Raw genomic sequence first — 13,732 nt, forward strand, 5'->3', positions numbered from 1 at the left:
TCATGCCTCTTTCTGCATCGCCGTGCCGGCCTTGCCGGAATAGCCGCGCGGCGTATAAACCCAGGTCTTGCCGTCGCCGGTCTTCACGCTGCGGCTCTCGGACGAGCCGACGACGACGACAGTCAGCATGTCCACGTCATCGACATCGAGACCACCAAGCGGCACCACCCGCACCAACTCGCCGGGACGGCCAAGATTGGTCGCAAGAATGACCGGCGTATCGGCGGGCCGATAAGTCAGCAATTGATCGCGGGCATAGGCAAGCTGGGTGCGTCGCTTCATCGAGACCGGATTGTAGAAGGCGATAACGAAATCACCCTCACCCGCCGCCTTCACCCGGCGCTGGATATGCTCCCAGGGGGTCAGCAGATCAGACAGCGAGATAGTGCAGAAATCATGCCCGAGCGGCGCACCGATCCGGGCAGCAGCAGCCTGCAGCGCCGAAATGCCCGGCGAGACCTGCACGGCAATGCGGCTCGCCGCATCGCTGACGCCGCATTTGTCCAGGAGTTCGAAGACCAGAGTCGCCATGGCATAGATGCCAGCATCGCCGGAGCAGACCAGCGCCACCGTCTTGCCCTCGCCCGCCAGTTCCATCGCATGCACGACGCGGGCCTCTTCCTTGCCAAGGTCGAAATCGTGGCGGGTCTTTCCAGCAGCCAGCGGTCCGAGCAGGTCGAGATAGAGCGAATAGCCCACAAGATCGCTTGAGCTCTCCACCATCCGTGACACTTCAGGCGAGCGCCAGGCCTCCGATCCCGGCCCGATGCCGACCACGAACAGCGTGCCGCGGGCACGTCCGACGGTCTCCGACTGGACAACACCAGTGGCACGGCCGATAGCGGCGGTGGCGCCCTTCGATTTGATCTTAGGGAGCAACAAACTTCCATGGCCTCCGACCGCCGCAAACGCCGCCCCCTCGGCAACGCCGTGGCAGCCGACTTCGGCAAAAACGATCTCGGATGGGTTCTGAAGGCGCGGGCTTTCCTGCTCCAGCCGTTCTGCCGTGAAGAACCGGGCCGGCACGCCGAAATGCGCCGCCACCGCATGGATCGCCGTCTCATCTGCCTTCAGATCGATGGAGGCGATGGCGGCAAGGCTCAGTGGGGAGACATTGGCCTGTTCCAGCGCTTGCGTCGCAAGCGCAATCGCCTCCTGCGCCGAGGCATGCCGCTCGCAGCCCATGCCCAGCACCAGGGTGCGAGGGTAGTAGATAAGTTCCAAATCCTGCGGCGCTTTCGGCTGCTCGGTAACGGTGATCGTCACGGCTCCATCATCGGCAAAAGGCAGCCGGGAGGATGTGAGCCAGCCCGCCTCACCCTGCAGCCGCACAGACGCGCCAGCCACCAGTTCCGCCATCACGGCCTTGGCCGACTGCGGATTGGCAAGCACATAACCCTCCGGCGGCGCATCCAGCGCCATGCCGAAGCGCAGATCGCCGGCGGTGGTGATCGCCGCATAACCATTCAGCACCTGCGCCACCCGCCGCGCCAGATCATTGGCACCGTGATGCCCGCCCAGCAGCGGCACGACCGTCGCGCCATCTTCCGACAGGCTCAGCACCGGCGGTTCCGTCTGCTTGTCGGCAAGGCATGGCGCCAACAGCCGGATCAGCGCGCCCGAAGCCATGACGGCAATGATCGGCCTTCCAGCTTCAAACAATTTACGAACGTGGCTCTTCACATCGGAAAAGCCAATATCCGCGCCCTCGACGCGCGGCGTCGCGCCGTGGATTTCGGCTCCCAGCGCCTCGGCCAACCGGCGGGCCAGCGGCAGGGCGGAGGGCATCAGCAGCACGATGGCGGGTTTGGGCACAACACTCATTGCGGTCTTTCACTAGATTTGGGCGGCTGATTGGGACGAATGACTGGCATGCGCCCAGCCTTCCTGGCCCTTGTAGATCAGGATCATCGAGAAATACGGGGCGACATCTTCAGCGACGGCATTGAGCGGCAGAACGCGCTGATTGGACAGCGAAACCCGCTCGACATAGCCGGCGGCAGAGGTGAGACCAAGTGATGCGATCAGGGCGCGGATACGCGAAAAATGCCGGCCGAGCTTGATGATCGCAACCGCATCCGCCGCCGCGATCCGCGCCGATAGCGCCTCATCGTCCAGCGGGCCGGGCAGCACGGTCAGCACGTCATTGCGCGCCGCCAAGGGTCGACCATAAGCAGCCGCCGCCGCCATCATAGAGGAGACGCCTGGCACGACTTCAGTCTCATAGCGCCCGGCCAGCCGCGCAAACAGATACATGAAGGAGCCGTAGAAAAAGGGATCGCCCTCACAGAGCACGGCAACATCCGATCCCACATCGAGATGATGCGACAGCGTCACGGCAGCGGCGTCATAGATATCCTGCGCCGGAAAGCGTTCGACCCGCATCGGCACGATCATGGGCACTTCCAGCTGATCCGCCCGCAGAAAGGGACCGGCGATCTGTCGGGCAAAGCTCGGCCCGGTATCGGGCGCGGGATAGGCGATGACCGGTGCCGAGGTCAGGATGCGATGCGCCTTGAGCGTGATGAGTTCGGGATCGCCGGGGCCGAGCCCCAAACCGTAGAGCTTACCGGTCATTTCACCACACTCCAGATCGTGACGGGCATCAGCGATTTCCAGCCGCAGAACCGGCCGACGGGTGCGGCTCGCGACACCGAGATCCGGCTCATTTCGCCGCCATGTTGGCCCCGCAGAGTAATCAAAGCCGCCTCGCCTTCCAGCGTCACGGCATTGGCGACCAGTCGCCCGCCTGGCTTCAGCGCCTGCCAGCAGGTCTCGAACAGGCCATCGGTCGTGACGCCACCGCCGATGAAGATCGCGTCCGGGCTTTCCAAGCCGTCAAGGGCGGCGGGCGCGGTTCCCTCGACAAGCTCAAGATCCGGCACGCCAAGCGTCTCGGCATTGGCGCGGATCATCGCCACCCGCTCCGGCTTCGGCTCTATGGCAATTGCCCGCGTGCCCATGCCTGTCCGCAACCATTCGATGGCGACCGACCCACAGCCGGCTCCGACATCCCAGAGCAGCGCGTTGGGAAACGGTGCGAGAAAAGCCAGCGTCGCCGCCCGCACCTCACGTTTGGTCAATTGCCCATCGTGGCGGAAGGCATCGTCCGGCAGGCCCGGCACCGGCGAAAGAACAGGCCCAGACGCGGCGCAATCGATGGCGAGCGTGTTAAAATCGGCAAGCACGGGTGCCTCGGCCAGCAACGCATCCGCAGTCAGATGCACGGCCCGCTCCTGGTTCCCGCCCATATGTTCCAGCACATGCAGCATGGATGCGCCGAAGCCGCGCTTTACCAGGAGATCGGCAGCCTCGAACACCGTTCCGGCATTCGAGGTCAAAGCGATGATGCGCGCACCAGGCAGCACGTGCCTGACGAGATAGGCCAGCGGCCGGCCATGCAGCGAGATCTGTGCGACACTCTGCAACGGCCAGCCCAGCCGGGCGGCGGCAAGCGAAAAGGCAGACGGAGCCGGCAGGATCCGCATCTCCTCGCTGGGCAGATAGCGCCGCAAGGTGGCGCCGATGCCGTAATGCATGGGATCACCGGTCGCCAGCACCACAACAGGCGTGCCGCGCAGCTGCAAAAGCTGTTCCAGCGTTTCGCGAAAGCCTGCACCCCAGGTGAGGATGCGCCGGACATTGGGAGTGGCATCGGCCACCGCATGTTCCAAACGCTCACCCAGCAAAAGCACCTCGGCCGTCTGCAGATGTGCCAGTTGCAGCGGGGTCAGGCTTTGAAGTCCGTCATCGCCAATGCCGATCAAGGTCAGCCAAGGTTTCGGAAGTGACTCAGTCATTGCCGCCGAGTCCTCCGGCCAGCGCATTGACAGCGGCAGAGGCCATGGCAGAACCACCCCGTCGGCCCTTGACCGCAATGAAGGGAATGCCCCTGTTATTGGCGATCAGTTCCGCCTTGCTTTCGGCAGCGCCGACGAAACCGACGGGAAAGCCGAGGATAAGCGCCGGTTTCGGCGCACCCTGATCGATGAGTTCCAGCAGGTGATAGAGCGCTGTCGGCGCATTGCCGATGGCAACCACTGCCCCTTCCAACTGGCCGGTCCAGAGATTGACCTGCGCTGCCGACCGGGTCGTGCGGCTCCAGGCGGCGAGCGGTCGCACGCGCACGTCATTGAGCAGGCAGACAGTCTCGTTTTCAGCCGGCAGCAGCCGCTTGATGATCCCGTGCCGCACCATCTCGGCATCGCAAAGCACGGGAGCACCCACCGCAAGTGCTGCTGCCCCGGCCTCGAAGGCGCCCTCGGAAAACACGATATCTTCGGCAAGATCGACCATGCCGCAGGCATGGATCAGTCGAACCACGAGCGGCTGCATGACAGCCGGAAAGCGATCGAGATCGGCCTCGCGCCTGATGGTCTCGAAGGATTGGCGATAGATCTCCGCGGGGTCTCTGACATAGCTGAGACCGACGGCGACAGGAGCATCTTCCGCAACGTCAGGCAGCTCCTGTTGCGGTAGCTCGTCGACCGCCACATCCAAATCGGCATGGCCAATGCCAAGAATCCAGCCTTCTTCATGTACCGTCATGGCGATCTCCTCATCCGACAGCCCCGCCGGACGGCCAAAGAGCGTACCAAAGCGTCCGGCCGCATTGAAGCCGGCAAAGCTTTCAGCGACCCGTCGCACCTGCGCCGCGTCCTTGACATCTGCACCGTCTCGCGGGAGCGAAAATAACGACGGATAGATTTCCGCCAGCACAACCGATCGCTCGAGGATGTCATCGTAGCCGGTTTCGAACGGCCAGACGGCAATCCGGTCACGCTCAGCATGGCTATCGAGAAAGCGCGACAGCCGGGCAATACCAAGCAAGCTCTGGCTGCCGACCGAGCCGGCATAGGCCAGTTGCCAGACTGATTTCGCACCCTTGGCATAGCGCTCTGACGTCCGCATCGTCAGCGGCTTCTCCACCGGCACCAGGGGGCGGGTGGCCGGCAGCCCTTCGATATCAAGCCCTTGCGGCCGGCCCCAAAAGCGTGCGCCGTCGGCGAAATACGTGCTGTTCCAATGGCCGGCGAGCGCAAACCGGTTATTGGCATTGTCGGCGGCGTCTTCTACTTCAGCAGCGATCTTGCGCCAAAGGCTCTGCCAGTCAGCAGACCCCGTCAGCCGCTCCGCCGTGCCTTGCGGATAGCCGAAGGCAAAATCGAACCCGGCCAGCAGCCTCTTGCCGTCGGCCAGCGCTGCATCGACCACTTGGGCGAACCGCGCCATGAAGGTCGCCCGGGTCGGAAAATTCTCCAGCCACAGCTCGACCGCTCCCGCCTCGCCGCAGTCGACAAGGCAGGCCCAGATGGAGTTCTTTCCCGTCACCGGCTTGGCTGCGCCCGACCAATCGACGACAAGGATGCGGTCGAACAGGGGCATTCAGCTCTTCTTCATCGACTTCGGCCCCAGCGGATGATCCGCATGCGGGTATGGGGCGTGGGTGTGGCTGTGGTTATGATCGTGCTGGTGATCATGCCCGTGGCTATGGCTATGGCCATGATCATGTCCGTGATCGTGATGGCTGTGATCGTGATGCGCGTGATCATGGTCATGATGATGACCGCAGCCGCAATCGGGACCATGCTCGTGGGCGGCAGCCCTACCACTCGAAGGCGCATTCATCACCGCCTCCAGCTCCGCATCCGGGCTGGCATTCAGGAGATGCCCATATTTGCCGCCAAGTGTGGTTGAGGCGGAGTAGTCGAAAGCGGGTTCCAGTGGCGCCGGATCGGCATGGCTATGCACCGGCGTCCAGGGCAGGCCATGCTCACGACAGAAATCCGGATCGCGGCAGGAGGCATCGCAATCGCCCTGGCAGGGACAGTTTTCCAGCCCGCCACCGATGCCCTCGACATGATGGTGGTGGCTTTCCTGGGGACGGCCGATATCGGCCTCGAAGCCAAGCACCTGCTCGCGATATTTGCACATCTGACAGTTCATCACGGCCGCACCTTCGAGGATTTCGCGCACGCGATCCTGGAAGGCGTCGAGCACCAGCGGGTGATCGTTGAGATAGCTGGCCTTGACGAACTGGATCTCGGGATGGCGCGCCGCCACCTCGTCGGTATAGCTGTAGATCCGCTTCACCAGCACGCCTGTAAACAGGAAATAGGGGAAGACGACGATGCGCTTGTAGCCGAGCTTGGCGGCATGGGTCAGGCCGGGCTCCACCAGCGGAAAAGTCACGCCGGAATAACAGGTCTCGCCCCAGCCGAAACCCATGCCTTCCCACAGCATGCGCATGACCTTGGTGGCATTGGAATTGGCATCGGGATCGGACGAGCCGCGCCCGACCACCATCAGCAGCGTCTCGTGCTTGTCGACGAAGCCCAGCCGCTCATTGGCCTCATCCACCGCCGCCTGGATGCGGTCACCGGCGGCGCGGATCATCTTGAGGTCGATGCCAAGCTCGCGGCCGTAATTGATCACCATGCCAGGGTTCTGCGCCTGGTAGGTGTTGAGAACCGAGGGAATGTCGTTCTTGGCATGGCCGGCGGCAAACAACATGCCCGGCACGGCGAGAACCCGCGTCACACCCTGCGCCTTCAGCGCATCGAGACCGGCGGCGATGACGGGATTGCAGAATTCGAGATAGCCGTATTCCACGGGCATGTCGGGATTGCGGGCCTTCAGCCCTTCGGCGATGACGGCGAATTCCCGCGCCGCATTCTGATTGCGGCTACCGTGACCGCAGACCATGATTCCGAGTTTTTCCGCCATGACATAAGGCTCCCTGCTTCGTTTCGCTTATGTACGAAGCGCCGGAGCCACCGGTTTTGCCGGTCGCTCCAATGGCCTTTGGGACAGCTCCGGAATTGGCCCCCTGCTTGGGTCGGCCGCACCGGACGATTCCAGCCTGTCGAACAGGCGCCGTCGCACATCATGATGGGAGGAATAGCGAAGCACCGGTGCCGGGTCAAACCGCAATTAACCTCAGATCTTCAGAGTGCACCGGTTGTTTGCCTGCTGATTTTCCCAATCACCTGCTTTTCCGGCTTACGAAAGCGACCGGATCGGCGTAAGGAGGCGACAAGCCCACCTTCCGCCGGATCCCCCATTCATGACCGATATTGCCCTTCAGGCCCTGATCTTCCTGTTTTTTGCCGCCTTCGTCGCCGGCTTCATCGATTCAATCGCCGGCGGCGGCGGGTTGATCACCATTCCAGCCATGCTGATTGCCGGCATTCCACCGCTGGAAACGCTCGGCACCAACAAGCTGCAGGGCATGTTCGGCTCGGCCTCGGCAACCATCGCCTATGCGCGCAAGGGTCATGTCAATCTCAGGAAACAATTGCCGATGGCTCTGATGGCGCTGATTGGCAGCATGTTCGGCGCCGTCATTGCCACCCATGTCCCCGGCGATGTGCTGAAAGCGGCGATGCCGATCCTGCTGATCGCCATTGCCGCCTATTTCGCGCTGAAGCCTGATATGTCCGACATAGACACCCACCAGCGGCTCACGCCTTTCGTCTTCGGTCTTACCTTCGCGCCGCTGGTCGGGCTTTATGACGGCGTCTTCGGCCCCGGTGCCGGCTCCTTCTACATGCTCGCCTTCGTCTCCATGGCCGGCTTCGGCCTGCTGAAGGCGACGGCCCACACCAAGCTGTTGAATTTCGGCTCGAATGTCGGCGCCTTCGCCGTCTTCCTGTTCAACGGCGTGATCCTCTGGAAGCTCGGCATCGTCATGGGCATCGGCCAGTTTCTCGGTGCCCAGACCGGATCGCGTGTGGCGATGCGCATCGGCGCGCGCGTCATCAAACCACTGCTGATCGTTACCTGCCTCAGCCTCGCCGGTAAGCTGTTGCTCGATCCGACCAACCCGATCCGGGTCTGGATCGGGTTTTGATCACAACTCCCGTCAGGCCGAGAGACGCTCGGCCCTGATATCCATGGACACCTTGCCGCTTTGGCCGTCGAAGCGCAGTTGCCGTTCATAGGCGGGATGCTGGGCGAGGATTTCCCGGTCGAAGGGCGTCAGGCGATAGCCGAGATCCTCAAGGAAGGCCACCGTCTGCCTGCCCTTTTCCCGATACCACTCGAAAGGCCAGAGTTCGAAGACAATAGGCGGGAAATTGTTGCGTCTCAATGTCTCGACGGCACCTTGGAAAAACTCCAGTTCCCAGCCTTCGATATCCACCTTGATGAAGCGAACATTTTCGAACAGTTCCAGGCTGTCCAACGGGATTTTTCGTACCTTGTAATTGCCGTAGCGACCGTCCACGACGTTCTTGATGTTGATGCCTTTCTCCGCATCAGCAAAGATCCGTTCGCGAAAGGCGGGATCGACAGAGAGGCCGCCAATGTTCTGGCTGCTGGAAAAATCCAGCTCCGGGATTTCGATCATGCCGTGGTCATCGCCCAGGGCGACGTTGTGGGCAAAGACGTTGCCGAGGCTGTTTACGATCACATTGGCGCAGAGCTGCTGAAACACGATCCGCTGCGGCTCAAAGGAGTAGACGCGGCCGCCTGATGCGTCCAGATGGCGCGCAACCGGCAAGGCAAACGTACCGAGATTGGCGCCGGCATCAATGACGATGGCATTCTCAGTCTCTGTGGTCAGGTAGCGGCAGAGGGTGATTTCCGTCTTACCCCATTGCTCGCCGCTGCGAATGACGTTCGAAATGTGATCGCGGCAATGGAAAAGCAAATAATCGAACGTCTCCGTTCGCACCATATCGACACGTGGCAGCATGATTGCGCATCCTTCTGAGTGTCTCAGGATTGCACCATGCATCATCGACAGACGGGCGAGGCAGGTCTTTATCGTGCCTCTATGATTCCCGAATATGATGAATCAAACATTTCTTTACAAGCAGATTCTCATGAAAGTTGCGATGATGCCTTGCCGGCGCAACCGTTGAGGCCTTACTCAAAACACCGCCATCACGATGGTGCCACTGGCAATCAGGGCCACTGCCAGCCAATGCACAAGCGAGACCTTCTCGCCAAGAAAAATCACGCCTGATATCACCACCAGTACGATGGAAAATTTGTCGACTGGTGCGACCTGCGAGGCATTGCCGAGCTTCAGTGCCCGGTAATAAGCGAGCCAGGAGGCGCCGGTGGCAAGGCCGGAGAGACCGAGGAAAATCCAGGTCTTGGCGCTGATGGTTCCCGGTGACTGCCATTGACCGGTCGCGGTAACGATGCCGGCCAGCATGACGATGATGACCACTGTGCGGATAAGAGTAGCGAGATCCGAATTGACGCCAGCGACGCCGATCTTGCCGAAGATCGCCGTCAGCGCCGCAAAGCCGGCCGAGAGCAGCGCCCAGAAAAGCCAGCTCTGTGCCATCTCAAAATTCCACGCCGATCTGCGCCTTGATGCCGGAGCGGAACGGATGCTTGATCAGCTCCATTTCAGTGACCAGATCGGCAAGCTCGATCAGCTCGTCCTTGGCGTTGCGGCCGGTCAAAACGACATGGGTCATGGCAGGCTTTTCCTCGGCGAGGAAGGTCAGCACATCGGCAAGCTCGATATAATCATAGCGAATGGCGATGTTGATTTCGTCGAGCAAAACCATGGTATTGGCGGGGTCGCGAATAAGCTCCTTTGCCTTTTCCCAGGCGGCCTTGGCCATCGCCATGTCGCGCGCCTTGTCCTGGGTTTCCCAGGTAAAGCCCTCGCCCATCGTGTGAAATTCGCAGAGATCGGAGAAATGCCGCAGGATAAGATCGCGCTCGCCTGTTGACATCGCGCCCTTGATGAACTGCACAACGGCGCATTTGCGGCCATGGGCGATGTGACGGAAGATCATCCCGAAGGCGGCGGAAGACTTGCCCTTGCCTTTGCCGGTATGGACGATGATCAGGCCTTTCTCGCCGGTCTTGGTCGCCATGATCTTGTCGCGGGCAGCCTTCTTCTTGGCCATCTTCTCGGCATGGCGGGCAAGATCCTCAGGCGAGGCTGACATGGTGGCGTCCTGGCTTGGCTCGGTCATGGTCTGCTAGTCTCCGGTTCGCTCTGTTGCGAGAGCTGCGACAAATCATATCTCGCCGAATTGCTGCGCGGCGTCCAGAGCCCACGTGCGATGGCCTCCAACAGCCGCTCAGCCATTTCCTTCAGCGCATCGGGGTTCTTCTCGTCCATGAAGGCCCGCACCCGCTCATCGGCGATGAAGGCGCGGTAGACAGCCTCGAAATGCGGCTGGCGCACCGCACCTGTCGTGGCCGCAAAGGCGAAGAGATAATCAACCGTCGCCGCGATCTCGAAAGCGCCCTTGTAGCCATGCCGCATGACGCCGTCGATCCATTTCGGATTGACGACCCGCGCCCGCACCACCCGGCCGATTTCCTCCTCCAGCGTGCGGATAACAGGCCGCTCCGGCCGGGAATGATCGTTGTGATAGACAGTCGGGCGCTTGCCCGACACCTGCTCCACAGCCGCCGTCATGCCACCTTCGAATTGGTAGTAATCGTCACTGTCGAGCAAATCATGCTCGCGATTGTCCTGGTTCTGCACCACCGCCTGCACGCTGCGCAACCGCTCTTCAAACAGGCCGCGCTCTGCCTTGCCCTCTTCGCCAGCGCCGTAGGCGTAGCCGCCCCAGACCAGATAGGCTTCGGCGAGATCTCCGCGCCTTTCCCAGCCCTTCTCATCGATCAAGGCTTGCAAACCAGCACCGTATGCGCCCGGTTTCGAGCCGAACACGCGGTAGCCGGCCCGGCGGCTCGCCGTCCTGGCATCCAGTCCCTGCGCCTGAAAACCAAGCGTCTCGGTCTTGATCCTTGCTGCAATCGAATTGTCAGCCGCATCTTCGTCAAGCGCGCCAACGGCGCGCACGGCCTTGTCGAACAGCGCGATCTGATCGGGAAACGCATCGCGGAAAAAGCCCGAGATCCGCAGGGTCACATCGACGCGCGGCCGCCCGAGCTTGGCTGGCGGAATGATCTCATAGCCGGTCACCCGCCGCGACGAGGCATCCCAGAGCGGCTTGACGCCGATCAGCGCCAGCGCCTGGGCGATATCGTCGCCGCCCGTGCGCATATTGCTGGTGCCCCAGGCGGTGATACCAAAGGATACCGGCCAGTCGCCATGGTCCTGCACATAGCGGGCAATCAGCAATTCCGCGGATTTCTGCCCCAGTTCGTAAGCCGCAGGCGTCGGTACGGCGCGGCTGTCGACTGAATAAAAATTGCGGCCCGTTGGCAGCACGTCCGGCCGGCCCCGCGTCGGCGCGCCGGATGGACCTGGCGCAACGAACCGGCCCTCGAGCCCGCGCAACAAGCCGGCGATTTCGGCCGGTCCGGATTTTTGCACGCTCGGCTTGAGCTTCATTTCGATCTGGTCGAGCACGACTTTCGTTCTCGCCCAATCCACCGGACAGGTTTCCTCTCCAGACACCAGCCTTGCTGCGAGCAGCTCGATCCGCTCCACAGTGTCACCTACCGTGCGCCATGGAGCCTCTATGACCGCGTGCAGAATGGCGGGTTTGGCGCCGGTCCATGGGCTGGCGAAATCGCAATCGAGCGGATCGAATGGCTTAGCATTCACGAGCTTTTCGTCGCCATTCAAACCGCCCAACCCCGCATCCGCAGCAATCGCCCGCTGCAAACTGGCGTCTCCGCCCTGCCCTTGGCCTCGCGGCACCCGCGCCAGGGCGACGGTCAGATCTGTCAACAGCCGACCCTCCGGCGCCTGTCCAAAAATATGCAAGCCGTCGCGGATCTGCATTTCCTTGAGATCGCAGAGATAGGCGTCGAGTTTCGTGAGCTTGACCTCGTCTACCTCGCCCGTCTCGATTCCCGCATCGGCGTCGAGGCCAATATCGGCGACGAGATCCATGATCTGAGTTTTCAGCAGCGCTACCCGGCGCGGATCGCCGCCCTGGGCCTGGTAATATTCGTCGACCAGTGCCTCCAGATCCTTCAGCGGCCCATAGGTTTCAGCCCGCGTCAGCGGCGGCGTCAGATGGTCGATGATGACCGCACTCGCGCGGCGCTTGGCCTGGGTGCCCTCGCCGGGATCGTTGACGATGAAGGGATAGAGATGCGGCAGGGGGCCGAGCGCTGCCTCCGGGTAACAGTCTTCGCTGAGCGCGAGTGCCTTGCCGGGCAACCATTCGAGATTGCCATGCTTGCCCATGTGGATCACGGCATCGATGCCGAATGTCTGGCGCAGATAAGCGTAGAAAGCGAAATAGCCATGCGGCGGCACCAGATCCGGCGAATGATAGCTGTCCTTCGGATCGATATTATAGCCTCGCGCCGGCTGGATGCCGACCATGACCCTGCCGAAGCGCATCAGCGGCAGCGCAAAGCCGTCGTCAGTGAAGAAGGGATCGGCCTGCGGCTCTCCCCAGCGCGCCGTGACCTCGGCGCGGATCTTACCCGGCAGGCCTTCGAAGAAGCCGGCGTAATCGGCAAGCATCAAGCGCTCACGCACGATCCGGCCGCGCACCGCCGCATTGGTGACGCCATCCATCAGCAACTGCATCAGAGCGTCACTGTCATCAGGAAGATCCCCGATATCATAGCCCGTATCGCGTAAGGCCCGCAGCACATTCAAGCTGGCCGCCGGCGTATCGAGGCCGACGCCATTGCCGAGCCGTCCATCGCGGTTGGGGTAATTGGCCATGACCAGCGCCACCCGACGCTCGGAGGTCGGCAGCTGCCGCAGCCGCGCCCAGCGGGCGGCAAGCTTGGCGACAAAGGCCATGCGGCCTGGATCGGGCGCGTGTGAGACCAGCGTCGCCTCGACGGTGGCATCGTAGCGCGCGGCTGATTTGAAGGACACGGCCCGGGTCAGCACCCGCCCATCCACCTCAGGCAGCGCAACATTCATGGCGAGGTCGCGCCCATTCAGCCCTTGCGTCGATGCTTCCCACACCGTGCGCGACGACGAGGAAAACAGCGCCTGCAGCACGACGGCCCCTTGCTCGTCCAGCACGGTCGAGGGCGCCTCGGCACCGGGTACGGAAACGGCAAAGCCTGTCGTGTTGACCACGACATCAGGCGCGACCTCGGCGAAGATCGCCCTCAACGTCTCGACACAGACCGCATCCTTGAGACTGGCGACGAAGACCGGGAGAACCCGCAAGCCTTCCGCCTGCAAGGCCTCAACCATCGCCTCCACCGGCGCGGTTTCGCCTGACTGCACCAAAGCCCGGTAGAAGCAGAGGGCTACAACAGGTTCACTGCCTGACAGCCCCGGCCAGTCCTCCAACGCAATAGCGCCACGCCCCGGCCACCACAGCCCGGCTTTCAGCAGCGGTGCCGCCGCCTGCGGCTTTGGCCTGTCGCTGATCAAGGCCTCGGCATAACCGATGAAATGGCCGGTATTGCTGTCCCCGCCTTCGGTCAGATAGGCAAACAGCGCCGACATATCCTCGGCATCAAGCGTCGAAAAGCCGTCGAGCCCGGCATCCGGTTTGTCGTCGCCAGGCAGAACGGCGATCTGCGCACCGTGTCGGCGGGCGCAGGCATGCAGCGCCTCCAGCGCATAGTGGAAATAGCTGGCGCCACCCAGCGCCCTGACCACGATCAACCGGGCATGGCGGGCGGTGCGCTCGATGTAAGTGTCGACCGACATCGGATGCTTGAGCGCCATCAGGCTCGCCAGCCGCCAGCGGCTCCCCCCTGCCGTCCGCGCCAAGCCACCGGCAACGGCCGAAAGCTCGGTGTCAGCGGCAGACAGGAACAGGATGTCGCCCGGCGTCTGACCGAGATCGACAGCCTCGTCCGGATCGCCGATCGCGCCTTGCTGGGCCAGCAGCAGATGCATCGA

At 62.4% G+C, this 13,732-nt stretch carries 10 protein-coding genes; 1 reads left to right on the forward strand and 9 read right to left on the reverse strand.

Features of this window, described 5'->3' with window-relative positions:
- From cobJ to BJF91_RS12190, 5 genes are all read right to left on the reverse strand, one after another.
- Complete coding sequence (cobJ, locus tag BJF91_RS12170) at positions 1 to 1,824, reverse strand: precorrin-3B C(17)-methyltransferase (protein WP_075614792.1); 1,824 nt, start codon at positions 1,822 to 1,824, stop codon at positions 1 to 3.
- Positions 1,825 to 1,836: 12 nt separating this feature from the next.
- The gene (gene cobI / locus BJF91_RS12175) at positions 1,837 to 2,577 is read right to left on the reverse strand and encodes a precorrin-2 C(20)-methyltransferase (protein WP_075614793.1); all 741 of its coding nucleotides are present in this window, start codon (positions 2,575 to 2,577) and stop codon (positions 1,837 to 1,839) included.
- Positions 2,574 to 3,800: a precorrin-6y C5,15-methyltransferase (decarboxylating) subunit CbiE gene (cbiE, locus tag BJF91_RS12180; protein WP_075614794.1), complete on the reverse strand. Its 1,227-nt coding sequence runs from the start codon at positions 3,798 to 3,800 to the stop codon at positions 2,574 to 2,576. Before cbiE ends, cobI begins: the two co-directional genes overlap by 4 nt.
- Positions 3,793 to 4,464: a precorrin-8X methylmutase gene (locus BJF91_RS25330; protein ID WP_075615593.1), complete on the reverse strand. Its 672-nt coding sequence runs from the start codon at positions 4,462 to 4,464 to the stop codon at positions 3,793 to 3,795. Before BJF91_RS25330 ends, cbiE begins: the two co-directional genes overlap by 8 nt.
- Positions 4,465 to 5,385: 921 nt before the next feature.
- Entirely contained in the window at positions 5,386 to 6,726 is a 1,341-nt protein-coding gene (locus BJF91_RS12190) for a sirohydrochlorin chelatase (RefSeq protein ID WP_075614795.1), read from the reverse strand.
- A gap of 340 nt (positions 6,727 to 7,066) precedes the next feature.
- Between BJF91_RS12190 and BJF91_RS12195 the strand changes: the two genes are divergently transcribed.
- Positions 7,067 to 7,852, forward strand: a complete 786-nt coding sequence (locus BJF91_RS12195; RefSeq protein WP_075614796.1) for a TSUP family transporter — start codon at positions 7,067 to 7,069, stop codon at positions 7,850 to 7,852.
- Positions 7,853 to 7,864: 12 nt separating this feature from the next.
- Here BJF91_RS12195 and BJF91_RS12200 read toward each other — a convergent pair whose 3' ends face one another.
- The 4 genes from BJF91_RS12200 to cobN form a co-directional block, all read right to left on the reverse strand.
- Positions 7,865 to 8,698: an FkbM family methyltransferase gene (locus BJF91_RS12200; protein WP_075614797.1), complete on the reverse strand. Its 834-nt coding sequence runs from the start codon at positions 8,696 to 8,698 to the stop codon at positions 7,865 to 7,867.
- Between the two features lie 177 nt (positions 8,699 to 8,875).
- The gene (locus BJF91_RS12205; RefSeq protein ID WP_075614798.1) at positions 8,876 to 9,301 is read right to left on the reverse strand and encodes an EamA family transporter; all 426 of its coding nucleotides are present in this window, start codon (positions 9,299 to 9,301) and stop codon (positions 8,876 to 8,878) included.
- A gap of 1 nt (position 9,302) precedes the next feature.
- Positions 9,303 to 9,947, reverse strand: coding sequence for a cob(I)yrinic acid a,c-diamide adenosyltransferase (gene cobO, locus BJF91_RS12210; protein WP_075614799.1), 645 nt, complete (start codon positions 9,945 to 9,947; stop codon positions 9,303 to 9,305).
- Positions 9,944 to 13,729, reverse strand: a complete 3,786-nt coding sequence (gene cobN / locus BJF91_RS12215; protein ID WP_075614800.1) for a cobaltochelatase subunit CobN — start codon at positions 13,727 to 13,729, stop codon at positions 9,944 to 9,946. Before cobN ends, cobO begins: the two co-directional genes overlap by 4 nt.
- Between the last annotated feature and the right edge of the window lie 3 nt (positions 13,730 to 13,732).

The organism is Gillisella taibaishanensis (assembly GCF_001938985.1).
Lineage (GTDB): Bacteria > Pseudomonadota > Alphaproteobacteria > Rhizobiales > Rhizobiaceae > Allorhizobium > Allorhizobium taibaishanense.